Origin of the sequence: Pseudomonas lini, assembly GCF_001042905.1 — a bacterium.
GTDB lineage: Bacteria > Pseudomonadota > Gammaproteobacteria > Pseudomonadales > Pseudomonadaceae > Aquipseudomonas > Aquipseudomonas lini.
This window is the reverse complement of the sequence record NZ_JYLB01000009.1, coordinates 95923-118823: the sequence shown is the minus strand read 5'-3', so window position 1 is coordinate 118823 and position 22901 is coordinate 95923. Positions and strand designations below refer to the sequence as shown.

General features: G+C 60.2%; 21 protein-coding genes and 2 pseudogenes. 11 read left to right on the top strand and 12 right to left on the bottom strand.

What is annotated here, in order from left to right; translation table 11 throughout:
• Positions 1-162 precede the first annotated feature (162 nt).
• A complete protein-coding gene (locus TU81_RS23765; protein WP_038982367.1) occupies positions 163-870 on the bottom strand; it encodes a glutathione S-transferase family protein in 708 nt (235 codons plus the stop codon).
• Positions 871-1187: 317 nt separating this feature from the next.
• Between TU81_RS23765 and TU81_RS23760 the strand changes: the two genes are divergently transcribed.
• A complete protein-coding gene (locus tag TU81_RS23760) occupies positions 1188-1859 on the top strand; it encodes a histidine phosphatase family protein (RefSeq protein WP_390176105.1) in 672 nt (223 codons plus the stop codon).
• A 157-nt stretch (positions 1860-2016) separates the two neighbouring features.
• On the opposite strand, the gene mnmH is transcribed toward TU81_RS23760, so the two are convergent.
• Both mnmH and selD read right to left on the bottom strand, forming a co-directional pair.
• Positions 2017-3120 carry a tRNA 2-selenouridine(34) synthase MnmH gene (mnmH, locus tag TU81_RS23755; RefSeq protein WP_048396784.1) on the bottom strand — a complete coding sequence of 368 codons (1104 nt, stop codon included), beginning with the start codon at positions 3118-3120 and terminating at the stop codon, positions 2017-2019.
• Complete coding sequence (gene selD / locus TU81_RS23750) at positions 3120-4154, bottom strand: selenide, water dikinase SelD (protein WP_038982365.1); 1035 nt, start codon at positions 4152-4154, stop codon at positions 3120-3122. The genes mnmH and selD overlap by 1 nt, the downstream gene beginning before the upstream one ends.
• A 406-nt stretch (positions 4155-4560) precedes the next feature.
• Between selD and TU81_RS23745 the strand changes: the two genes are divergently transcribed.
• From TU81_RS23745 to TU81_RS23735, 3 genes are all read left to right on the top strand, one after another.
• On the top strand, positions 4561-5517 hold the full coding sequence (locus TU81_RS23745) for a nucleoside-specific channel-forming protein Tsx (protein ID WP_048396783.1): 957 nt from the start codon (positions 4561-4563) through the stop codon (positions 5515-5517).
• Between the two features lie 24 nt (positions 5518-5541).
• Positions 5542-6588, top strand: a complete 1047-nt coding sequence (locus TU81_RS23740; RefSeq protein ID WP_048396781.1) for a purine-nucleoside phosphorylase — start codon at positions 5542-5544, stop codon at positions 6586-6588.
• 307 nt (positions 6589-6895) lie between these two features.
• Positions 6896-7123, top strand: coding sequence for a DUF6555 family protein (locus TU81_RS23735; protein ID WP_008071169.1), 228 nt, complete (start codon positions 6896-6898; stop codon positions 7121-7123).
• A gap of 46 nt (positions 7124-7169) precedes the next feature.
• Here the strand turns inward: TU81_RS23735 and TU81_RS29825 are convergent, their stop codons facing one another.
• The 4 genes and pseudogenes from TU81_RS29825 to TU81_RS23720 all read right to left on the bottom strand — a co-directional run bounded on the left by TU81_RS29825 (position 7170) and on the right by TU81_RS23720 (position 10847).
• Positions 7170-7334: a metallothionein gene (locus TU81_RS29825; RefSeq protein ID WP_046049906.1), complete on the bottom strand. Its 165-nt coding sequence runs from the start codon at positions 7332-7334 to the stop codon at positions 7170-7172.
• 306 nt (positions 7335-7640) lie between these two features.
• Complete coding sequence (locus TU81_RS31225; RefSeq protein WP_390176104.1) at positions 7641-8396, bottom strand: methyl-accepting chemotaxis protein; 756 nt, start codon at positions 8394-8396, stop codon at positions 7641-7643.
• Between the two features lie 102 nt (positions 8397-8498).
• Positions 8499-9317 (bottom strand): annotated as a pseudogene (locus TU81_RS31220) (cache domain-containing protein); the annotation flags it as partial.
• Between the two features lie 213 nt (positions 9318-9530).
• Positions 9531-10847, bottom strand: a complete 1317-nt coding sequence (locus TU81_RS23720) for a Na+/H+ antiporter family protein (protein WP_048396777.1) — start codon at positions 10845-10847, stop codon at positions 9531-9533.
• Between the two features lie 360 nt (positions 10848-11207).
• Here TU81_RS23720 and TU81_RS31215 point away from each other — a divergent pair.
• Together TU81_RS31215 and TU81_RS31210 are read left to right on the top strand one after the other, a co-directional pair.
• Positions 11208-12497 (top strand): annotated as a pseudogene (locus TU81_RS31215) (HAMP domain-containing protein); the annotation flags it as partial.
• Between the two features lie 102 nt (positions 12498-12599).
• Positions 12600-13355 carry a methyl-accepting chemotaxis protein gene (locus TU81_RS31210; protein ID WP_390176103.1) on the top strand — a complete coding sequence of 252 codons (756 nt, stop codon included), beginning with the start codon at positions 12600-12602 and terminating at the stop codon, positions 13353-13355.
• Positions 13356-13519: 164 nt separating this feature from the next.
• Here the strand turns inward: TU81_RS31210 and TU81_RS23710 are convergent, their stop codons facing one another.
• From TU81_RS23710 to TU81_RS23695, 4 genes are read right to left on the bottom strand one after another with little or no spacing between them, the layout of a single operon-like run.
• The gene (locus TU81_RS23710; RefSeq protein ID WP_048396773.1) at positions 13520-14833 is read right to left on the bottom strand and encodes a sensor histidine kinase; all 1314 of its coding nucleotides are present in this window, start codon (positions 14831-14833) and stop codon (positions 13520-13522) included.
• The gene (locus TU81_RS23705) at positions 14830-15498 is read right to left on the bottom strand and encodes a response regulator transcription factor (RefSeq protein ID WP_038982357.1); all 669 of its coding nucleotides are present in this window, start codon (positions 15496-15498) and stop codon (positions 14830-14832) included. The genes TU81_RS23710 and TU81_RS23705 overlap by 4 nt, the downstream gene beginning before the upstream one ends.
• 3 nt (positions 15499-15501) lie before the next feature.
• Positions 15502-15822, bottom strand: a complete 321-nt coding sequence (locus tag TU81_RS23700; RefSeq protein ID WP_038982356.1) for a PepSY domain-containing protein — start codon at positions 15820-15822, stop codon at positions 15502-15504.
• The gene (locus TU81_RS23695; protein WP_038982355.1) at positions 15822-16130 is read right to left on the bottom strand and encodes a PepSY domain-containing protein; all 309 of its coding nucleotides are present in this window, start codon (positions 16128-16130) and stop codon (positions 15822-15824) included. Before TU81_RS23695 ends, TU81_RS23700 begins: the two co-directional genes overlap by 1 nt.
• A gap of 243 nt (positions 16131-16373) precedes the next feature.
• On the opposite strand from TU81_RS23695, the gene TU81_RS23690 reads away from it, so the two are divergent.
• The 5 genes from TU81_RS23690 to codA all read left to right on the top strand — a co-directional run bounded on the left by TU81_RS23690 (position 16374) and on the right by codA (position 21754).
• The gene (locus tag TU81_RS23690; protein ID WP_048396771.1) at positions 16374-17453 is read left to right on the top strand and encodes a hypothetical protein; all 1080 of its coding nucleotides are present in this window, start codon (positions 16374-16376) and stop codon (positions 17451-17453) included.
• An 85-nt stretch (positions 17454-17538) separates the two neighbouring features.
• Complete coding sequence (gene queD / locus TU81_RS23685; RefSeq protein ID WP_003173033.1) at positions 17539-17895, top strand: 6-carboxytetrahydropterin synthase QueD; 357 nt, start codon at positions 17539-17541, stop codon at positions 17893-17895.
• A 261-nt stretch (positions 17896-18156) separates the two neighbouring features.
• Positions 18157-18981, top strand: coding sequence for an alpha/beta fold hydrolase (locus tag TU81_RS23680; protein ID WP_048396770.1), 825 nt, complete (start codon positions 18157-18159; stop codon positions 18979-18981).
• A gap of 243 nt (positions 18982-19224) precedes the next feature.
• On the top strand, positions 19225-20496 hold the full coding sequence (gene codB / locus TU81_RS23675; protein ID WP_048396768.1) for a cytosine permease: 1272 nt from the start codon (positions 19225-19227) through the stop codon (positions 20494-20496).
• Positions 20497-20509: 13 nt separating this feature from the next.
• Positions 20510-21754, top strand: a complete 1245-nt coding sequence (codA, locus tag TU81_RS23670; protein WP_038982351.1) for a cytosine deaminase — start codon at positions 20510-20512, stop codon at positions 21752-21754.
• A 127-nt stretch (positions 21755-21881) separates the two neighbouring features.
• Here codA and TU81_RS23665 read toward each other — a convergent pair whose 3' ends face one another.
• Positions 21882-22874 (bottom strand): diaminopimelate epimerase, encoded by a 993-nt coding sequence (locus TU81_RS23665; RefSeq protein WP_048396766.1) that lies wholly within the window; start codon positions 22872-22874, stop codon positions 21882-21884.
• Between the last annotated feature and the right edge of the window lie 27 nt (positions 22875-22901).

Here is a 22901-nt window from a genome sequence, read left to right as displayed (position 1 = left end):
ACGGAACAAAGCATTACCGGTTCGATAACAATCGCCGCATCCAGCACAGAACCTTGTGGGAGCGGGCTTGCTCGCGAAGGCGGCCTATCATTCAACATTGATATCGACTGACTCACCACCGCTTTCGCGAGCAAGCCCGCTCCCACAGGTTCAGCCGATAAATCAAAGGGGTTGCCTAGGGATTTCCAGCCCGCGAATCACCGCCGGCCTTGTCAGGAAACGTTCCAGCACGCGGGTGACGTTGGGGAAATTCTGGATACCAACCAGGTCGCCGGCCTCATAGAAGCCGATCAGGTTGCGCACCCACGGAAAGGTCGCGATGTCGGCAATGGTATAGCGTTCGCCCATGATCCAGTCGCGCCCTTGCAGACGGCCTTCAAGGACTTGGAGCAAGCGCTTGCTTTCCTCGACGTAGCGATCACGGGGACGCTTGTCTTCGTAGTCCTTGCCGGCGAATTTGTTGAAAAAACCGAGTTGGCCGAACATCGGCCCTATACCGCCCATCTGAAACATCAGCCACTGAATGGTCTCGTAACGCGCCGCCGATTCCTGCGCCAGCAGCTGCCCGCTCTTGTCGGCGAGGTAAATCAGAATCGCCCCGGACTCGAACAACGCCAGCGGTTGATCCCCTGGACCGTGGGGGTCGAGGATTGCCGGGATCTTGTTGTTGGGATTCAGCGACAGAAATTCCGGGGACAACTGATCGTTGGTGTCGAAGCCCACACGATGCGGCTCGTAGGGCAGCCCGATTTCCTCGAGCATGATCGAAACCTTGACACCATTGGGCGTTGGCAAGGAATAGAGCTGGATCCACTCCGGGTACTGGGCCGGCCATTTTTGAGTGATGGGGAATGCAGACAAATCGGTCATAAGGAGCATCCGGTACAAAGAAAGGGTTGAGCATAATCCAGGATCGCCGACCGACGGTTGCAATCTTTTCACGGCCACTCCGGGTTTACTTAAATCCGCAACATCCTGTCGATAACCTTTCCCCCAATCCATAAAAGGTTGCCGCTAAAGTGCCAGGCACCTCGCTCGGATCGAACCAAAGGGCTTCAGAGGACTCTGAGGATTGCCCTGTAGGAAACAGACCGGGTCAACGACATGGAATACACCCGATGCTGGGAGCTCGCGGTGTCAAGGTTTGTCAGCCTTAAACGAATGCGCTGAAGATGACCAATTCGATGATGAATCCATTGAAATTCGCCAAACGCTTCAAGCATCGCGCCTATATCTTCCTGCCCTCCCTGCTGGCGGTCAGCGCGCTGTTCTTGTCGCTTGAGTCCAGTGAAAGCCGTGCCCAACCGGCGGATGGCACTCAGACGCTGGTGTTTCTGCGCCACGCGGAGAAACCCGCCGGCGGCTTGGGTCAGCTCAATTGTCAGGGGCTGAACCGCGCCATCGACCTGGCCACCTTGTTGCCGGAAAAATTCGGCAAGGCCAATTACGTGTTTGCCGCCAACCCGACACGCAATGTCGAGGAAGGCGAACTGGATAATTCCTACAGTTACATCCGGCCCCTGATGACCATCAGCCCCAGCGCGATCAAGCTCGGCTTGCCGGTGAACATCAACTTCTCGGCCAACGACACCAGCGACCTGGCGGATGAACTGCTGCACGACAAGTATCACAACTCGGTCATTTATACGGCCTGGTCCCACGGCTACCTGCCCGAGCTGATCAACAAAGTCGCCGGGGAAGCCGTCGGCAAAAAACAGAACATTACCGATGACTGGGAATCGAACGACTACGACTCGCTGTACGTGCTCACGCTGACCTGGCACAACGGCAAGGCCAGCCTGCAGAGCCACAGCTACAAGCAGGGGCTGGATAACGGTCAGGAGAGCTGTCCGACGTAAGCGGTGATCGTGGTGGCTTCGAGTTTTATAGTGCCTGTCACGGCCCCATCGCGGGCAAGCCCGCTCCCACAAGGGGTAGTGTCGATCACAAATCTGTGTTTCACCACAGATCACTGTGGGAGCGGGCTTGCCCGCGATGAGGCCGGCAAAAACAGCATCAAAGCAGCTGTTTGCCACGCTCCCGCAGATACTCAATGACAGCCCCCCGCTCCCCGACAAACTCGATCCGCGCGCCCTTTTTCTCCCGCTGAAACGCATACATCGGGTCGTAATACTCGCGCAATAACCCTTCGATCCAGCCCCGGTGCAAATCCACCGCACCGCTGCTCGCCTGTTCTGCCAGCGCGTCTTCCATCAAGGTCAACATCCGCTGATGACGTTCGCCGCCCAAACGTTTCTGGACATTGTTCAGGCTCGCCAGCAAACGCTCGGAAAACAGCACGAACCCTTCATCACCATGCACCTCGATGAATTCGGCGCACAAATCCACCACGTAATCGCGCAGGATCCGCTCGACCCGACCTTCCAGGCTGTCTTCCAGCCAAACCATCGGAAACTGCTGCATGCCCTGATACAGCGGCAGCGGCAAGGCACAACTGCCAATCGCGCGGCTCTCGTCTTCCAGCACGAACTGTTCGATGCCGCGGGCGCGCTTCTTCAGCACGTCCACCGCCACGCGGTTTTCAAAGTCGATGTTGGAGGGTTGGCCGGTTGCGCGCTTGCCGAAACTGGAGCCGCGATGATGGGCGTGGCCTTCGAGGTCCAGCCCGTTGCTCAATTGCGTGAGCACCTCGGTCTTGCCAGTGCCGGTCATGCCGCCCAGCAAAACGAAATCGCACTGGGTAATGGCCTGATCGAGCGTATCGAGCAAAAAGGTGCGCATGGCCTTGTAGCCGCCACCGACCCGCGGATAGTCGATACCCGCTTCGTCCTTGAGCCATTGCTGAACGATCTGGGAACGCAAGCCGCCGCGAAAACAATACAAATAACCATCCGGATGAGCCCGGGCAAAATCGGCCCAGGCCTGGATGCGCTCGGCCTTGATCTCGCCGGACACCAATTGATGTCCCAGCGTGATGGCCGCTTGCTGACCTTGCTGCTTGTAGCAAGTGCCGATCCGTTGCCGCTCGTTGTCATTCATCAACGGCAAATTGACCACGCCGGGGAATGAGCCCTTGAGGAATTCGACCGGCGCGCGGGTATCCATCATCGGCCGGTCGTTGAGAAAAATGTCGCGGTAATCGGTGAAGTCGATGGACATCAAAACACCTCTACCGCGTTAGTCTGTCGCTCAACCAGTTCGCCGATCGGTTCAAGGGTCAGGCCGAGTTCGGCCGCCACCACCAGAAACTGTTCATTGCCCTCAGGCGTGACCGCAATCAGCAGGCCGCCGCTGGTCTGCGGATCGCAGAGCACACGTTTGTGCAACTCCTGGAGCCGGCCGACCTTGCTGGCGTAGCTGTCGAAATTGCGCAGCGTGCCGCCCGGCACACAGCCCTGATCGAGGTAATACTCGACACCCGGCAGGCGCGGCACCCGGTCATATTCGATGCGGGCGGTCACGTTGCTGCCGTCAGCCATCTCCACCAAGTGCCCGAGCAGGCCAAAACCGGTGACGTCGGTCATTGCGGTCACGCCGTCGAGTTTGCCGAAACGGCTGCCGGGTTTGTTCAGGGTGCACATCCAGTCGCGGGCCAGGCCGATGTCGGCATTGCGCAACTTGCCCTTCTTCTCGGCCGTGGTGAGGATGCCGATGCCCAAGGGTTTGGTGAGGTACAGCAAGCAACCGGCAGTGGCGGTGTCGTTGCGCTTCATGTGGCGCTTTTCCACCAGCCCGGTCACGGCCAGGCCGAAGATCGGCTCTGGCGCGTCGATGGAATGGCCGCCAGCCAGAGGAATCCCCGCCTCATCACAGACCGAACGCCCGCCGCGAATCACTTCCCGGGCAATCTCCGGCGCCAGCACATTGACCGGCCAGCCGAGAATCGCAATCGCCATCAACGGATCGCCGCCCATGGCGTAGATATCGCTGATGGCATTGGTGGCGGCAATGCGACCGAAGTCGAACGGATCATCGACGATCGGCATGAAAAAGTCGGTGGTCGACACCACGCCGCGTTCTTCGTCGATGGCATACACCGCCGCGTCATCGCGCGAGGCGTTGCCGACCCAGAGTTTCGGGTCCAGGTTTTGCGCGCCGCTGCCGGCCAGAATCACTTCCAGCACCTGGGGCGAAATCTTGCAGCCACAACCTGCGCCGTGGCTGTATTGGGTCAGACGAATCGGCTCGCTCATCGGGGGTGCACCTTGTGAAGTCAATGCCGAGGATTCTACAGCAACCCCATTTTGTAGGAGCTGCCGAAGGCTGCGATCTTTTGATCTTGATCTTCGGCAGAGTTGAAATCGCCCAAAGTCAAAAGATCGCAGCCTGCGGCAGCTCCTACAGGGAGCAGTCGACACCACTTTGGTGCATATACCGCCAGATCCCTTTCGCCCTGAATATCACTCGTTCTGCCTATCCCTCCGAATTACTTGACCGAAAGGACAGTTAAACCGTCAATTCCTTAGATTTCTCCGTGCTTTGAACAAAACTGGTATGCCTTGTGCAAACGTTTGCGAGTCGCCGATACCGGCCTGTTCGCCACCTGACCGCGCAAACCCGCACCACCGGGCTTTCGATCCGCACAAAAAGGGATTTTTAATGCACTGCACCTCCAGCCGCGTGACTTGCTCGCGCACTTTGGCTGTTTCCTTGCTGCTGGCCAGCGTTACAGGACTACTCAGCAGCCACGTTTTGGCCCAACCGGCCACCGCCGAAGAATCCGCCCAGGGCGAAGCCCTCAGCCCTGAAGCCAGCCCGCCGAAAAAAGGCCCCTACCTGTCGGACTGGTTCAACCAGGACCTGACCGTCATCGGCAGCAAAGACATCAGCTTCGGCCCGCAACCGGCCGACGATATCTACCTGGAATATGAGTACTTCGGCCGCAAGGGGCCGTTCGAGTTGTACGGCTACATCGACATTCCGAAGATCTTCGACATTGGCAACAGCCATGACAAAGGTGTCTGGGACCATGGCTCGCCGGTGTTCATGGAGCACGAACCACGGATTTCCATCGACTACCTGGCCGGCCGTAGCCTGGCCGTCGGGCCGTTCAAGGAATGGTACGTGGCGTTCGACTGGATCTATGACCACGGCAGCAACAGCGCCAATCGCGCCAACACGCTGTACAGCGGCCTCGGTACCGACATCGACACCCATTCGCGGGTCAACTTGTCGGCCAACTTCTACGGCCGCTACCAGTGGGAAAACTACGGTGCCAGCAACGAGTATTCGTGGGACGGCTACCGCGCCCAGCTCAAATACATCGTGCCCATCAGCAGTTTCAGCAACGGCGCGTCGTTGACCTACATCGGTTTCACCAACTTCGACTTCGGCTCCGACCTGCACAAGGACAACCCGGCCCGCACCGCCAACGCCACCGTGGCCACCAACGTGTTGCTCTACGCCTTCACCCACTTGCGTTTCACCCTGGTCGGCCGTTACTTCCACAACGGCGGCAACTGGGACGACGGCAGCGAGTTGAATTTCGGCGACGGTGACTTCCGCGCCCGTTCCAACGGCTGGGGCTACTACGCCGGTGTCGGTTATCAGTTTTAAGGTTCATTTGAATCAGGAGGTTTTATGAATGCAATGACGCGTCTTTCCTTTTCCCTGTCCGTAACCCTGCCCCTGGCCTGCGGCACTCTGCTCTCTTCTGCTGCCTGGGCTGGCGACGCGCCGATCCAGCCGAAAGTGATGCTGATCACCATGTTCGCCCCCGAGGCGCAGAACTGGATCGATCGCCTGGAGCTCAAGCAAGAAGTGCGCGTACCGGGCCTGGCCGCCGAATACCCGAATATCCGCTGCAACACCCAACAGGTGTGCCTGATGGTCACCGGCATGGGCCAGACCAATGCCGCAGCCTCGACCCTGGCCCTGGCGCTGTCACCGAAATTCGACCTGCGCAAAAGTTACTTCCTGATCGCCGGGATTGCCGGCATCAGCCCGCACCACGGCACCATCGGCACCACCGCGTGGGCACACTACCTGGTGGAGTTCGGCACCCAGTGGGAGCTGGACTCCCGGGACGCGCCGAAAGACTGGCCGACCGGTTACCTGGGTATCAACACCAAAGGCCCGAACGAAAAGCCACCGCTGGACTACAAGACTGAAGTGTTCGAACTCAATCCAAAGTTGCAGGCCAAGGCGTTCGCCCTGAGCCACAAGGTCCAGCTGAGCGAGAGCAAGGAATCAGCGATATGGCGCTTGAAGTATCCGTCTGCGCCAGCCAATCAGCCACCGGTGGTGACCCAGTGCGACACACTGGCGGGCAATACCTGGTTTTCCGGGACGCGGTTGAGTGAGCGGGCAGAAGTCTGGACCAAGCTGTTGACCAATAACGAAGGGGTCTATTGCACGACTCAACAGGAAGACAACTCAACCTACGAGGCGCTGCTGCGCGCCAGCCGCGAGGGGCTGGTGGATGTCCAGCGCCTGGCGGTGGTGCGCGCCGGTTCCGACTTCGACCGGCCGGCGCCGGGCCAGAGTGAGGTGGATAACCTGCTCAAATACGCCGATCAAGGCGGTTTTGTGCCGGCGCTGGAGAACCTGTACCGCACCGGGAATCCGTTGGTGCAGGAGATTTTGCAGAACTGGTCGGCTTGGGAGAAAGGTGTGCCCGAAGCCTGATCTGACAACACCTCCCCATGTGGGAGCGGGCTTGCTCGCGAAGGCGGACTGACAGTCGATGTTGATGTGAATGTGAAGCCGCCTTCGCGAGCAAGCCCGCTCCCACTTTAATCGGATTACGGCAACAACCCCTGGCATGTTCAAATCAGGCGGCGCAGCCATAGGCTAGGATCATTGGGGGTCAAGGAAGGCTCCATGATCACGAGGCGTCCGGCTGTCGCCAGTCACTGTCACCGTCCGACAATTCGACTGAATTTTCCCCGCGCCTCGCGATCCCTCTATAACTACAGGGAGGAATACAGGCTTTATGAACAATGCAAAACTTTTCGTTATTGAATACACCCTTCATGGCCAGCCCAAGTCTTTCATTATCCGCCTGGACAAAATGGACAATGCAGAGGCTTGGCACTGGGCCAGTTGCGACGCCGGAGTCGGGCGGATCCCGCGCTTTGGCCGTGAACGGGTGCAAAAGACCAGCAAACCGCTGGCGGAAAAATTCGGCATCGAGAATGTGACCTGGCGACCGGCCAGTTGAAATGAAAGTGGAGCCCGATCAGGCTCCACTTTTTTTGGATGAACTGTCAGCGTTGGGCGCACTTACAGCCCTTGCTGGCACATTCTTCGCCATGTTCGTGGTGCTTGGCACAGGCTTCACAGCAATAGTGCTTGCCGTGACGCGCGATCGGATGTTCGCCCAGTTTGCAGGAACATTTGGGGCAGTCGCAGATACTTTCACTGTCGATCATGAGTCTGACTCCATTGTTGTGGTCGTCAAGGTGTCGCGGGTGCGCGACACCTGAAGCAAATGACCGCCCGTTCCACAAACGGGTTCAAACAAACGCTTGGACGGTGTTTGCTTACTAATGAGGGTAGTCGCGATGCAGAACCTGTGGGAGCGTGGCTTGCCCGCGAAGGCGTAGTGTCAGTCGATATCAATGTTGAATGACACGACGCCTTCGCGGGCAAGCCACGCTCCCACAGGATTTCCGTTGCTCAAATTTCTTGACTTACCGGCATTGGGGCAAGCCCCCTCGCTACACGAGCAACATCAATCAGATACGGAATTGCCCGACCAGTTTCCCCAAGCGCTGACCAAGGTCGGCCAGGCTGCGCGAGGTCTGGGCGCCGAGCTGGGTTTCGTCGGCGACGCTGTCTACGGCCACGGCGATTTGATGCACGCTGCGGTTGATTTCTTCGGCCACGGCGGTTTGCTCTTCGGCGGCGCTGGCGATCTGGGCGTTCATCGAGTTGATGGTGCCGATCAGCTGGGCCATGGCATCCAGAGATGCCCCCGCCTCGTTGGCCTGGGCCGACGTGCCGTCACCGGCCTCGCTGGAGCGGCGCATGGCCTCGACTGCCGATTGGGTGCCGGCCTGCAAGCGGTCGATCATGCCCTGGATTTCCTGGGTGCTGATTTGTGTGCGACTGGCCAATGCCCGCACTTCGTCGGCGACCACCGCAAAACCACGCCCGGCCTCACCGGCGCGGGCCGCTTCGATGGCGGCGTTGAGCGCCAGAAGGTTGGTCTGCTCGGCAATCGAACGGATCACCCCGAGTACGCTGACAATCGACGACACGTCTTTCTGCAAGCTGTCGAGGGACACACCACTGCTGCGAATGTCGTTCACCAACGCATGAATCTTCACAATGCTGCCTGCCACCACGCGCTTGGCAGCCTGGCCTTCTTCGTCGGTCTGCTGGGCAGCGACCGCCGCGTTTTGCGCGCTTTTTGCCACTTCCTGGGCCGCCGCCGACATTTCGTTGATCGCCGTGGCCACCTGATCGGTTTCGTGACGCTGGCGCTCCATGGCCTGATCCGAGCGCTGGGCCTGATCGGAGACCTGATTCACCAGCCCGGTCAGTTGCGAGGTCATTTCAGTAATCTGCCGTACCAACCCATGGATCTTATCGACGAAACGGTTGAACGAGCCGGCCAGTTCGCCGAGTTCATCCTGGCTGGTGATGGACAGACGCCGGGTCAGGTCGCCCTCGCCCGCCGCGATGTCGTCGAGGTTGGCTTTCATCAGGTTCAGCGGACGCAAAATGGTGTTGGCCAGCAGCATCCCGGCAGCAGCGATCACCAGCAGCACCACCACGGCAATCCCGACAATGCTCAGCACCACGCCTTGCATGCGTTCCTGGACCTTGGCCTCAACCACCGCCACTTGCGCTTCGATGCCGTCGAGGTTGACCGAGGTGCCGACCGCCATGTCCCACTTCGGCAGGTATTCGGTGTAGCCGAGTTTGGGCACCAGCACTTGGGTGTTGCCGGGCAGCGTCGAGCTGTATTGCAGGTAGTGGGTCCCGTCCTTCGCGACTTTCACCAGGTCACGGTTGACGTAGACGCCGTTCGGGTCGCGGTTGTCCTTGAAGCTCTGGCCCACGCCTTCGGGACTGTTGGCCTTGAACAGGCGCACGGTATTGGAGTCGTAGCCGAAGAAGTAGCCGTCCTTGCCGTAGGTGATACTCGACAGCAACTTGATCACCTGCGCCCGCGCCGCGTCATCGCCGGGGGCGGCCGCGTCGTAGAGCGGTTTGATCGTGGTCATGGCCACGGCGACGTAACTTTGCAGAGTCGCCTTGGCATCGCTGAGCAGGCGCTGACGGGTTTGCTCGACTTCCTTGCGAGCCTGCTCCTGCAGAATGAACAACGTGGTCAGGCTGATGACCAGCGCAAAGAGCAGCACCGGGAGGACGGCAAGGGACAGGACTTTAGCCTTCAGGCTCATGCGCATGACGTTCACTCTTTTGATTTTGTTGGCGTGGTTAAAGGTTTTAACGGCAGGCCAGATCAAAAGTTGAGCCAGGGTCACATTGATCCCCTGTGGGAGCGGGCTTGCTCGCGAAAGCGGTCTACCCAGTCACATCAATGCTGGATGTGCTGCCGTCTTCGCGAGCAAGCCCGCTCCCACACTTGATCTCCAGTGTTCAGAGGAAATGGTTTAGAGAACCATCGCCGCTACCCAGCCAAACGCCAGCAATGGCAGGTTGTAGTGCAGGAAGGTCGGGACCACGGTGTCCCAGATGTGGTGATGCTGGCCGTCGATGTTCAGACCGGAGGTCGGGCCCAGGGTCGAGTCCGACGCGGGTGACCCGGCATCGCCCAGTGCGCCGGCGGTGCCGACGATGCACACGATGGCGATCGGGCTGAAGCCCAGTTGCACGCACAACGGTACGAAAATAACCGCCAGAATCGGGACGGTGGAAAACGATGAGCCGATGCCCATGGTTACCAACAGGCCCACCAGCAACATCAGCAACGCGCCGATGGCTTTGCTGTGGCCGATCCACGAGGCCGAGGTTTCGACCAGTGTCTGCACTTGCCCGGTGGCTTTGATCACTTCGCCAAAACCGGACGCGGCGATCATGATGAAGCCGATCATCGCCATCATCTTCATGCCTTCGGTGAACAGGTCATCGGTGTCCCGCCACTTCACAATCCCCGACACCGAGAAAATCAGAAAACCCGCCAGCGCCCCGATAATCATCGAGTCCAGCAGCAACTGAACAATGAACGCGGCGGCAATGGCCAGACCGGCGATCATCAGGCTCAACGGGTTGTACTGCACCGCGACCTGTTCGACCTGCTCGATCTTTTCCAGGTCGTAAACGCGCTTCTTGCGGTAGCTGATGAACGCTGCCGCGAGGCCAAATACCATGCCCAGTGCCGGAATGCCCATGGCATGGGTGACGTTGATGCCACTGATGTCCACGCCACTACGGGCGACGTTGGCCAACAGGATTTCATTGAGGAAGATGTTGCCGAAGCCCACGGGCAGGAACATGTACGGCGTGATCAAACCAAAGGTGATGACACAGGCAATCAATCGACGGTCCAGTTGCAGCTTGGTCAGCACATAGAGAAGAGGCGGAACCAGCAACGGAATAAAGGCGATATGAATCGGCAAAATGTTCTGGGAGGCGATGGCCACCACCCACAGCAAACCGATCAGCAGCCATTTGACGTTTCCGCCACCGTTGGCGCGCTGGCGATCGACCATGGCCAGGGCTTTGTCGGCCAGCGCATGGGCCAGGCCGGACTTGGCGATGGCCACCGCGAATGCGCCGAGCAAAGCGTAGGACAACGCAACCGTCGCCCCGCCGCCGAGGCCATTGTTGAAGGCTTTCAGGGTCGCGTCGATGCCCAGGCCACCGGTCAAGCCACCGACCAGCGCACCCACGATCAGCGCGATCACCACATGCACGCGGGACAGGCTGAGTATCAGCATGATGCCGACCGCGGCAATTACTGCATTCATTGTTGTTACCTCAAAAGCAGCGCGGTGAGGCAATCACCGCCAAACGGAATGAGTCCGGCCGGCAGTCTGTAGGAGCGCCGCCAGCGGATGGAGAAAAGGGTTTTATTAGAGGGCGCGCACTGTGCCGCAGAGTCGCCTCGGTGTCAAAGCCGGAGCACGGTCCCGTGTAGGAGCTGCCGAAGGCTGCGATCTTTTGATTTTTGCGCCCTTGATGACGCCGAAGATCAAAAGATCGCAGCCTTCGGCAGCTCCTACGGGGGTAATTCGGTATTCATAGGGGAGCATAAAGAAAGCCAAATCACGGCCGCTACAGTGCAAAGTCTCAGATATTTATCGAATAAAGAATAAAAGGACGTTCCCATGTCGCTCAGACAACTTTCCATTCAATGGAAAATCACCCTGCTGGCCGGGCTGTGCCTGGCGGGTATCGTGACCCTGCTGGTAGGGCTTTCGCTGTATCGCATGGAGCACAGCTCCGCGCTGGTAAAAGCCTCAAGCATGGAGATGCTGACCGAAGCCGCCCAGGCGCGCATTGAGTCCCAGGGTGAAGTCCAGGCGCTGGGCATTCGTCAGCAGTTCATGGACGCCTATCAATATGGCCATGGTTTCTCGCGGCAGGTGCTGTTTTTGCGCGATCAGGCCGAGAAGCGCTTTCTCGATGCCTTCGACCTGCGTGAAGACTTGACCCGGCAGGTCAAGTCAGCCCTGCAAGCCAACCCGGAACTGCTCGGCCTGTCGCTGGTGTTCGAAGCCAATGCGCTGGACAACAAGGACGAACTGTTCGCCGGTCAGGCGGAGCTGGGCAGTAACGACAAGGGCCGTTTCGCCCTGTACTGGTCGCAACCTGTACCTGGCAAGGTGACCTCCATGGCCCTGCCGGAAAGTGACATGGCCGACACCAGCACCGGCCCCAGCGGCGAGCCGGCCAACGCCTGGTTCACGTGCCCGCGCACCACGCTCAAGCCGTGCGTGATTGAACCCTACTTCTATGTGATCGACGGCCAGAACGTGCTGATGACCAGCATCGTGTTCCCGCTGATGGTCAACGGCAAAGTCATCGCCTCTTTGTCGGTGGACATCAACCTCAACAGTCTGCAAGCGATCAGCCTGAGCGCCAGTAAAAAACTCTATGACGGCCAGACCAGCGTCAGCATCGTCAGCCCGGTCGGCTTGCTCGCCGGCTACAGCCGGGACCCCAGCAAACTCAGCCAACGCCTGGACGCCGTGGACACCACCGACGGAGCCGAACTGCTCCGCCGGCTGACCACCAGCAGCAAGACCGAAAGTCTGCACAGCAACCAGCAATTGAAAGTGCTGTCGCCGTTCCAGCCGATTCCCGGTGGTAAATCCTGGGGGGTGTTGCTCGACGTGCCGGAGAAGGTCCTGGTCGGCCCTGCCGAAACGCTGAAAAAACAACTCGACGACAGCAACACCGCCGGAACGCTGATCGAACTGTGCCTGGGTGTGCTGGCGGCGCTTGTCGGTCTGCTGTTGGTATGGCTAATGGCGCGTAGCGTGACCCGACCGATCCTCGGCGTGGCCCGCATGCTGGAAGACATTGCCAGCGGCGAAGGCGACCTGACCCGGCGCCTGGCCTACGACAAGCAGGATGAACTGGGCCAGTTGGCCGGTTGGTTCAACCGTTTCCTCGACAAGCTGCAACCGATCATCGCCGAAGTGAAGCGCTCGGTGCAGGACGCTCGAAGCACGGCGGACCAGTCGTCCGCCATCGCCACCCAGACCAGCGCCGGCATGGAACAGCAATACCGTCAGGTCGATCAGGTTGCCACCGCGTCCCATGAAATGAGCGCCACCGCCCAGGACGTCGCCCGCAGTGCCGCACAGGCGGCACACGCGGCGCGCGACGCCGATCAGGCAACCCGTCAGGGTTTGACCGTGATCGACCGCACCACCACCAGCATCGACCACCTCGCCGCCGACATGAGCGCGGCCATGGTGCAGGTCGAAGGCCTGGCAGCGAACAGCGAGAAAATCGGTTCGGTGCTGGAGGTCATTCGTGCCATCGCCGAACAGACCAACCTCTTGGCGCTGAATGCCGCCATCGAAGCCGCCCGTGCCGGGGAAGCCGGACGCGGTTTTGCCGTGGTGGCCGATGAAGTGCGCAACCTGGCGCGGCGCACTCAAGAGTCTGTCGAAGAAACCCGCCTGGTGATCGAGCAGTTGCAGAGCGGTACTCAGGACGTGGTGAGTTCGATGAACAATAGCCATCGCCAGGCTCAGGGCAGTGTCGAGCAGGTCGGTCAAGCGGTGACGGCATTGAAGCAGATTGGTGATGCGGTGACGGTGATCAGCGACATGAACCTGCAGATTGCCAGTGCGGCTGAAGAGCAAAGCGCGGTGGCTGAAGAGATCAATAACAACGTGGCGACCATTCGGGATGTCACCGAATCACTGTCGGGGCAGGCCAATGAATCGGCCCGGGTGAGTCAGTCGCTTAACAGTTTGGCGAATCAGCAGCAGAGCTTGATGGATCAGTTTCGGGTGTGATGCAGATTCCGCGTCCACCGAAGATCCAGATGTGGAAGCGGCATGTGGCGAGGGGGCTTGCCCCCGTTTGAGTGCGTAGCACTCACAAGATCTTTGGTGTATCAGAAATTTTGGGGCTGCTTCGCAGCCCAACGGGGGCAAGCCCCCTCGCCACAGTATCGAACTCAGCGTTTGGGTAACTCGATCGTCACCTGCAACCCGCCCCACTCGCTTTCCTGCAACTTCAACACCCCGCCCCATGTGTCGACGATGTCGCGCACGATGCCCAACCCCAGCCCATGCCCATCCGTCTGTTCATCAAGCCGGGTACCGCGGCTGAACACCTGAGCGCGCTGGTCTTCGGGAATCCCCGGTCCATCGTCTTCCACGCTCAGCTCAAACCTTTCTGCCGTTTCGACCACGCTCAGCCGCACCTCCGCATCCGCCCATTTGCAGGCGTTGTCCAGCAGGTTGCCAAGTAATTCCAGCAGATCTTCGCGATCCCATGGCAGTTGCAAACCGGCCGGGGCCCGGTAGCTCAGGTCGAGGTGTTCGCCGTGAATCATGTTCAACGTGGCCAGCAACCCAGGCAGCTCGGCATCGCAATCGAACAACGCACCCGGCAGTGCGTCGCCGGACAGCCGGGCGCGGTTGAGTTCACGATTGAGCCGCTGCTGAACCTGTTCCAGTTGTGCCTGCATGATTTTGCGCAGCTGCGGATGAGCATCGAGTTTTTCGCTGGAAGCCAGGCTCAACAACACCGCCAGTGGAGTTTTCAAGGCATGGCCCAGATTGCCCAGCGCATTGCGCGAGCGCTTGAGGCTGTCTTCGGTGTGGGCCAGCAAATGGTTGATCTGCGCCACCAGCGGTTCCAGCTCCAGCGGCACTTCTTCGTCGAGTTGCGAGCGCTGCCCCTGCTGCAACTGGGCGATTTGCTCGCGGGCCTTTTCCAGCGGGCGCAAGGCGCGGCGCACGGTGACTCGTTGCAACAGCAAAATCAACAACAACCCCGCCAGCCCCAGCCCCAGACCGACCTCTTGCATGCGGCAGAAACTCTCACGTATCGGGGTGTAATCCTGTGCCACGCTAATGGAAATCGCCTGGCCCAACCGGCGATAGTCCGAACGCAACACCAGCAGCTGCTGCCCTTCCGGCCCCAGTTGCAGGTTGCTGTGCAGGCCGACATGGTCTAGCTGCGGCAGATCCTGATCCCATAGTGAGCGGGAACGCCAATGCCTGTCGGCAAAGTCGATGCGAAAATAGTGCCCGGAAAACGGTCGCTGATAGGCCGGCGCCAAGTGCCGCTCATCCAGTTGCAATCCCTGCGGTCCACGCACCAGCGCCACCAGCAGGTTTTCGCTGTCATTACGCAGCCCGGCTTCGAGGTAGCGCTGCAAACCCATTTCGAACAGCCATAAACTGGTTTGCGCCAGCACCAGGCCAAAGATCACCATCACGCTGATCAGGCCCAGGCTCAAGCGGCGCTGGATCGACCTCACCGGGCTTGCCCGCCGAACAGGTAACCCTGACCGCGACGGGTTTCGATCACACTGCGGCCGAGCTTGCGTCGCAGATGGTTGACGTGGACTTCCAGCACGTTGGAATCGCGCTCGGTTTCACCGTCGTAGAGGTGTTCGGCGAGATGGCTTTTGGAAAGGATCTGTTCGGGGTGCAGCATGAAGTAGCGCAGCAGGCGAAACTCGGCGGCAGTGAGCTGGATGTCGGCGCCGTCGCGGGTCACGCACTGGCGACCTTCATCCAAATGCAAACCTGCGGCCTTGAGCGTTGGCTGATTGGCGTGACCGTGGGAGCGACGTAACAGTGCCTGGACTCGCAGGTGTAGCTCCTCGGGATGGAACGGTTTGGTCAGGTAATCGTCGGCGCCGGCCTTGAGGCCTTCGATCCGCTCGGCCCAGGAATCGCGCGCGGTGAGGATCAGCACCGGCGTGGCCAGGCCGCCGGCCCGCCATTGCGCCAGCACGTCGAGCCCCGGCAAACCCGGCAGGCCGAGGTCGAGGATGATCAGGTCATAAGGCTCGCTGCTGCCCTGATACACCGCGTCGCGACCGTCGGCCAGCCAGTCCACGGCGTAACCCTGCCGGTTGAGGCCGGCCATCAGTTCGTCGGCCAGCGGCACATGGTCTTCCACCAGAAGCAAACGCATCGATCAATCTTCCTTGTCTTTCAGTAACTGGCCGGTGGTGGCATCGAGGTCCAGCTCGCGCACCACGCCTTCGGTGGTCAACAGCTCGACTTCATAAATGTAGACGCCGTGCTTTTCCTCAAGCTCGGCTTCCAGCAGCTTGGCCCCGGGATAGCGGTCCAGCGCTTGCTGCAACATCTGCCCCAGCGGCAGGATCACACCTTGTTGGCGCAGGCGCAGGGCCTCGTCCTGATCCAGGTCACGGGCCATGACCACCGAGCAAAAAGCCAGGAACGCCAGCGCCATTCGACTGCTGGCGCGTCGATTTAAACAAAACACCTTCATTACGTATCCTGATGATCCTTGAGAACCTGCCCGCTGACAGCGTCCAATTCCAGGTCCCACTCAAGGCTCTGCGGGTCGCGCAGTTCCACTTGGTAGGTGTACTTGCCGTACTCCTCTTTGAGCTCGGTTTCGCTGATTGTGGCGCCGGGGTGTTTGGCCAATGCCGTGGCGTTGAGCTTCTCGAAGGACACAATGGTACCAGCGTCGCGCAGTCTCAGGGCTTCGTCGGGCCCCAGGTCGCGAGCGTGGGCGATGCTGGCGGTCATGGCGATGATGGAGGCGGTGAACAGGGCAGTCAGGATTTTCATGGATGTCTCCGTATTTTTTTATGTGTTGCTACGAGAGCTACCTTAGTGATTCGAACTTAACTGAAACTGAATTGCCATCATCAGTGATAGCACCACAATATCGCAGACATCCACAAAACCTGTGGGAGCGGGCTTGCTCGCGAAGGCGGTTCAACATTCAACAAAAATGTCGACTGTTACACCGCTTTCGCGAGCAAGCCCGCTCCCACATAATCCCCCGCACGCCAGACATCGAGACCGGTTATGCCCGCGATCCACATCAAGTTCCCTTCCCTGACCCTCAAGGCCGGCCCGCGTGCCTTGGCGCGCATCCGTGCAAATGGCTTGAGCGCCGCCGATGTGGGTACGTTGCCGGGCGCCGCCGGTGGCCCGAAAGCGTTGGGGATTCAGGGGCTGGACCTGGCGCTGTTCGGCGAATGGCTGCCGGCGGCGCCCCGGGAGCGTTCGCTGATCGGCGCCTCGGTGGGTTCTTGGCGGTTCGCCAGCGCCTGCCTGCCGGACGCCGCCGAAGGCATCCGCCGCCTCGGTCATCTGTACACCGAGCAGAATTTCGCCAAGGGTGTGACCATGGCGCAGATCAGCCAGAGCTCCCGGTGCATGCTCGATGACTTGCTCGACGGCCGCGATGCATCGATTCTGGATAATGCCCATTACCGACTGAACATCATGGTGGTCAAAAGCCACGGCTTGCTGGCGGACGATCATCGCGGTCGGTTGGGGTTGGGCCTGTCGTCGGTGATCGCCGACAACCTGCGTGGGCGGGCGCGGCTGTCGCGGCATTTCGAGCGGCTGATCATCCACGACCCGCGCCTGGCGCCACCGGTCAACGCATTGAATGACTTCCCGTCGCGCTTCGTTGCGCTGGATGCCGGCAACCTGCGCCAGGCCCTGCTCGCCTCGGGCTCGATCCCGATGGTCATGCAAGGCGTGCGCGACCTGCCGGGCGCAGGCGCCGGGACGTTCCGCGATGGCGGACTGCTGGACTATCACCTCGACTTGCCCTACAGCGGCAACGACATTGTGCTCTATCCGCATTTCACCGATCGGGTGATCCCCGGCTGGTTCGACAAGACCCTGCCATGGCGCCGCGCCTGCCCGGCGCGTTTGCAGGATGTTCTGTTGCTGGCGCCGTCAAAGGAATACCTGTCGCGCCTGCCCTACGGCAAACTACCGGACCGTAACGACTTCAAGCGCTTCATGGGCGACGCCCCGAGCCGGCAGAAATACTGGCGCGCGACGATGGATGAAAGCCGCAGGCTGGGTGACGAATTCCTCGAACTGACCGCCAACGGTCGCCTCGGCGAGCGCTTGCTGACCCTTTAGTCAGTGTTTTGCCCAGAGCTCTGGTAAACTCGCCACCTGCCCATATCGCCGCGGCGATCGCCACCTGACAGAGCTGAACATCACTGTGGAAATCTTCAAAGAATTTACCTTCGAGTCCGCCCACCGCCTGCCCCACGTGCCGGACGGCCACAAGTGCGGTCGTCTGCACGGTCACTCGTTCAAAGTGGCGATTCACCTGAGCGGCGACCTCGATCCGCACACCGGCTGGATCCGCGACTTCTCGGAAATCAAGGCGATCTTCAAGCCGCTCTACGAGCGTCTGGACCATAACTACCTGAACGACATTCCCGGCCTGGAAAACCCGACCAGCGAAGTGCTGGCCAAGTGGATCTGGAATGAATTGAAGCCCCTGCTGCCGGAACTCAGTGCGATTCGCATCCATGAGACCTGCACCAGCGGTTGCATCTATCGCGGTGAGTAAACCGATCTAAAGCCCAATGTAAATCCCAGTGGGAGCGACCTGTGGCGAGGGGGCTTGCCCCCGTTGGGTTGCGAAGCAGCCCCAAAATCTCTGATACACCAAAGATCTTGTGAGTGCTACGCACTCAAACGGGGGCAAGCCCCCTCGCCACAGGGCTCCCACAGGGAAACTGCGTTTCGTCAGTGAATATAAAAACAGCCTTCAATGGCTGTTTTTTTATGCCTATGCTTCTTGGCTCGCACATGCCAAGAGGACGCATCCATGGCTGACTGGCCGCTGGCTCAGACCTATCGCTTCAACGGGCACTCCGTGCGCTACGCCGTGCGTGGCGACGGTCCGCCGCTGGTGTTCGTGCATGGCACGCCCTTCTCTTCTTATGTGTGGCACCGGATTGCGCCGCACTTCATCACCACGCACCGCGTGCACTATTTTGATCTGCTGGGCTATGGGCTATCCGCACAGCCGGAAGGCGATGTGTCGCTGGGCGTACAAAACCAACTGTTGGCGCAATTGCTGGAGCACTGGGGCCTGGAACGGCCAGACGTGGTGGCCCACGATTTCGGCGGCGCCACCGCGTTGCGCGCGCATCTGCTCAATGGCAAGGATTACCGCAGCCTGACGCTGATCGACCCTGTGGCGCTATCGCCCTGGGGGTCACCGCTCGTGCAGCATGTGCGTCAGCATGAAGCGGCGTTCAGTGGACTGCCCGATTACATTCAGCAGGCGATTGTGCCGGCCTATATTCGCGGCGCGATCAAGCGCGAGATTCCCGATCATGAGCTGGCGCCCTATGTGCGGCCTTGGCTGGGAGACCCCGGGCAAGCGGCGTTCTACCGGCAGATCGCGCAGATGGATGAACGTTATACCCGCGAGGTCGAAGGGCTGTACCCGACGATTCGCTGCCCGGTGCAGATTCTTTGGGGGGAGGACGATCAGTGGATTCCCATCGAGCGCGGCCGGACGCTGCATCAAATGATTGCGGGATCGCAATTTCACGCCATTGCGAATGCCGGGCACCTGGTTCAGGAGGATGCGCCGGAAGCGATTGTGGCGGCGATATTGCGGTTTTTACCATTGGCAGGGTGATTAAAAATCAAAAGATCGCAGCCTTCGGCAGCTCCTACAGGGATCGGTGTAGGAGCTGCCGAAGGCTGCGATCCTGGCAATTCCAGCAACGCCACAAATGTTCCAATTTGACTCAACCCCGCACCGCTTTCGTGCCCTCCTCGGGCCAAATCCGCCTGCTCGTCTATAAATAACATCACCCTCGCGCCATTGGCACGAGCACTGCACCCCCCCCCGCGTCCTCCATCCAGCAAGGAACGCCACATGACGCAGAACGATTCGGGCAACGATTACCCCCTCAGCGAAGTCCCGATGCATGCCCGCAAGGGACTTGCCTCCACCGCCATGGTGCTACTGGGTTTTACCTTCTTCACCGCGACCATGTTTGCTGGCGGCAAGCTCGGCGTGGCGTTCAGTTTCGGCGAGATGATGGCGGTGATTATCGTCGGCAATCTGCTACTGGGGATCTATGCCGCGGGGCTGGGCTACATCGCCTTCAAGAGCGGCCTCAACTCGGTGCTGATGGGACGTTTCTGCTTCGGTGAAGTGGGCAGCAAACTCAGCGATTTGATCCTCGGTTTCACCCAGATCGGCTGGTACGCCTGGGGCACCGCGACGGCGGCGGTGGTGCTGGGCAAGTATTTCGAACTGAGCGGGGGCACGGTTCTGGGGCTGATGGTGCTGTTCGGCCTGGGCTTCTGTGCCACGGCGTACATTGGCTATCGCGGGTTGGAGATTCTGTCGTACATCGCCGTGCCGGCCATGATGTTGCTGCTGATGTTGTCGATGTGGGTCGCGACAGTAAAGGTCGGCGGGCTCGAGGGCTTGCTCACGGTGGTTCCGACCGGAACGCTGGATTGGTCGACCGCCATTACCCTAGTGTTCGGCACGTTCGTCAGCGGTGCGACGCAAGCAACCAACTGGACACGCTTCTCCCGTTCAGCGCGAGTTGCGGTGCTGGCGAGCCTGATCGGCTTCTTCGTCGGCAACGGTCTGATGGTGTTGATCGGTGCCTATGGCGCCATCGTCTATCAGCAACCGGACGTGGTCGAAGTGCTGCTGTTGCAAGGCTTCGCCATGGCCGCGATGGCGATGTTGCTACTCAACATCTGGAGCACCCAGGACAACACCATCTACAACTTCGCCGTCGCCGGCTGCAACCTGCTGCGTACCGGCCGGCGCAGAACCGTGACCCTGGCCGGCGCGGTGATCGGTACGCTGCTGGCACTGCTGGGCATGTATGACATGCTGGTGCCTTACCTGATTCTGTTGGGCACGGTGATTCCGCCGATTGGTGGGGTGATCATGGCGGACTTTTTCTTCCGCTATCGGGGCCGCTACCCACGCCTGGCCGATACACGGTTGCCCGCGTTCAATTGGCCGGGGCTGAGCGCTTATGCGGTCGGCACAGTCGCCGCCTTCAGCTCGCCGTGGGTCGCGCCGCTGGTAGGGATTGCCGTAGCCGCGCTAACGTATGTGCTATTGACCGGGGTACTGGGTGCCCGTACCGCCGACGCACCACTACAAGATCTCTAGAAGGATTCGCCTGATGCATATCATCAACGCCCGCCTGCGCAACCAAGAAGGCCTGCATGAGTTGCACCTGGAAAACGGCCTGATTCACAGCATCGCCCGGCAAACCGAAGCCCCGTCCCTGGGGCCTGATGACCTGGATGCCAGCGGTAATCTGGTGGTGCCGCCCTTCGTCGAGCCGCACATTCACCTCGACGCCACCCTGACCGCCGGCGAGCCGCGCTGGAACATGAGCGGCACGCTGTTCGAAGGCATCGAGTGCTGGGGCGAGCGCAAGGCAACGATCACCCAGGAAGACACCAAGACCCGCGCCAAGAAGACCATCCAGACCCTCGCCGCCCACGGCATTCAGCATGTGCGCACCCACGTCGATGTCACCGACCCGGAACTGACGGCGCTCAAGGCGATGCTCGAAGTCCGCGAGGAAAGCCGCCACCTGATCGACCTGCAAATCGTCGCGTTCCCTCAGGAAGGCATCGAGTCATACCGCAACGGTCGGGAGCTGATGGAAGAAGCGATCCGCCTGGGCGCCGATGTAGTCGGGGGTATTCCGCACTTCGAATACACCCGGGATCAGGGCGTCAGTTCGGTGAAGTTCCTCATGGACCTGGCCGAGCGCACCGGTTGCCTGGTGGACGTGCATTGCGACGAAACCGACGACCCGCACTCGCGCTTCCTTGAAGTGCTGGCCGAAGAGGCCCGCAGCCGCGACATGGGTTCGCGCGTTACCGCCAGCCACACCACGGCCATGGGCTCCTACGACAACGCCTACTGCGCCAAGCTCTTTCGGCTGCTCGGGCATTCGGGGATCAGCTTTGTCTCCTGCCCGACCGAAAGCATTCACCTGCAAGGACGCTTCGACAGCTTCCCGAAACGCCGTGGCGTGACCCGGGTGAATGAGTTGCTCGAAGCGGGGATGAATGTGTGTTTCGGTCAGGACTCGATTGTCGACCCGTGGTATCCGCTGGGCAACGGCAATATCCTGCGGGTGCTCGAGGCTGGGTTGCACATCTGCCATATGCTCGGTTATCGCAATCTGCAGAGCGCGCTGGATCTGGTGACCGACAACAGTGCCAAGGCCATGAACCTGGGCGATCGTTATGGGCTGGAGCAAGGGCGGCCGGCGAACCTGCTGATTCTATCGGCGGACAGCGATTATGAGGTGATTCGTAGTCAGGGTTTGCCGCTGTACTCGGTTCGCGGGGGTAAGGTGTTGATGAAGCGGCAGATGCCGGTGGTGGAATGGGCGGATCAACTCTGAGTTTTCGCTGACTGTGCAGGCCTCTTCGCGGGCAAGCCTCGCTCCTACGGATTTGAGCCGTTCGCATTGTCGGCGAACGACACAAAACCTGTAGGAGCGAGGCTTGCCCGCGAAGAGGATCTTGAATTCAACCCATCAACCGCGCCGTACCAAACAACCTGACCCGACTCAATTCGCCATCCAATTCTTCCAGCAAAATCGGCGCCGTGCCGCCAGGCATGACCACCTTCACCTCCCCCGCCGTAACCCATCCCACGCGCCACGCCGCACACGCCACCGCACTGGCGCTGGTGCCTGACGACGCGGTCGGCCCTTCGCCGCGCTCGAACACCCGCGCAACGATTCGTCCCTCGGATTCAAGCATCGCCCATTGCAGGTTCACCCCTGCCGCACACGGCTGCCCTGCCCCGATCGGCAGGGCGTAGGCGATGCGGGTCAATCCGTTGGCCAACGCCGACTCGCGCATCTGCGCGTTACTCGGCAACGCATCGGCACCTGTCACCAACGTCACGCAGTGGGGATTACCGATGCGTACGAACTGGCTGCGGTTCCAGGCAGGATCGAGCGCCGACAATCGCCGCACATGACTGACTTCTCGACCGTTCAACGTCACGGGTTCAACGCCTTGCGCAGCCACCGCTTCAGGCCCGAATGATGGCCGCCCCAAGTCCAGCCAGAACCCTTGCACACCATCGATTTCAGCGGGTTTCACTGAGGTCTCCACCGGCGAAAGCGCATCGCTCTTGTCGTGATGAACCCGCAGCTGACAGGCCTCTTTCGTCGGCATCAGCCCTTGTTCGCCAAGGGCCTGGGAAAAAATCGTCAGGCCATTGCCACTGCGCTCGGCCAGGGTGCCGTCGGTGTTGACGATCAACAGGTCAAAAGGCGGCGACGATTGAAACGGCCCCACCAGCAAACCATCGCAGCGATGTGCCTTGCTGCCGGGCGGTTGTGTACCGGGGACCCAGCCGCAGAACGCCTCGATGGCCGACGACGCCCAGGCCCCACGGCTTTGCGCGGCCAGGCTGGCTTGTTCAGGCAGGTCGATACCGCAACCGCGCAGCGCATCAGGCATCACGACCGCGTAGATATTCCCTCGAGCATCGTACATCCGCGTCATGGCACCCCCTCTATGAACAATTGATGC